Raw genomic sequence first — 237 nt, forward strand, 5'->3', positions numbered from 1 at the left:
CTGTTCTGTCAGGGCGACAAAGATCCGGTCAAAGACACCCAGGCAGCTCCACCGGATAAAGCGATTATACAAAGTCTTGTGCGGACCATACACTTTCGGAGCGTCTTTCCACTGAAGACCATTGCGGATCACGTAGACGATCCCGCTCAGAATACGCCGGTCATCCACGCGTGGCACTCCGTGGGCCAGAGGAAAATATGGCTTGATCCGTTCCATCTGGCTCTCGGACAGCAAAAA

General features: G+C 53.6%; 1 protein-coding gene. It reads right to left on the bottom strand.

All coding sequences use genetic code 11. The features are described from left to right. Positions 1-237 (bottom strand): transposase (locus B7444_RS16115; RefSeq protein ID WP_252365391.1); only part of this gene is annotated, 237 nt, incomplete at both ends.

The sequence above is a fragment of the Gluconobacter thailandicus F149-1 = NBRC 100600 genome, from assembly GCF_000964465.1.
In the GTDB taxonomy this organism is placed as follows: domain Bacteria; phylum Pseudomonadota; class Alphaproteobacteria; order Acetobacterales; family Acetobacteraceae; genus Gluconobacter; species Gluconobacter thailandicus.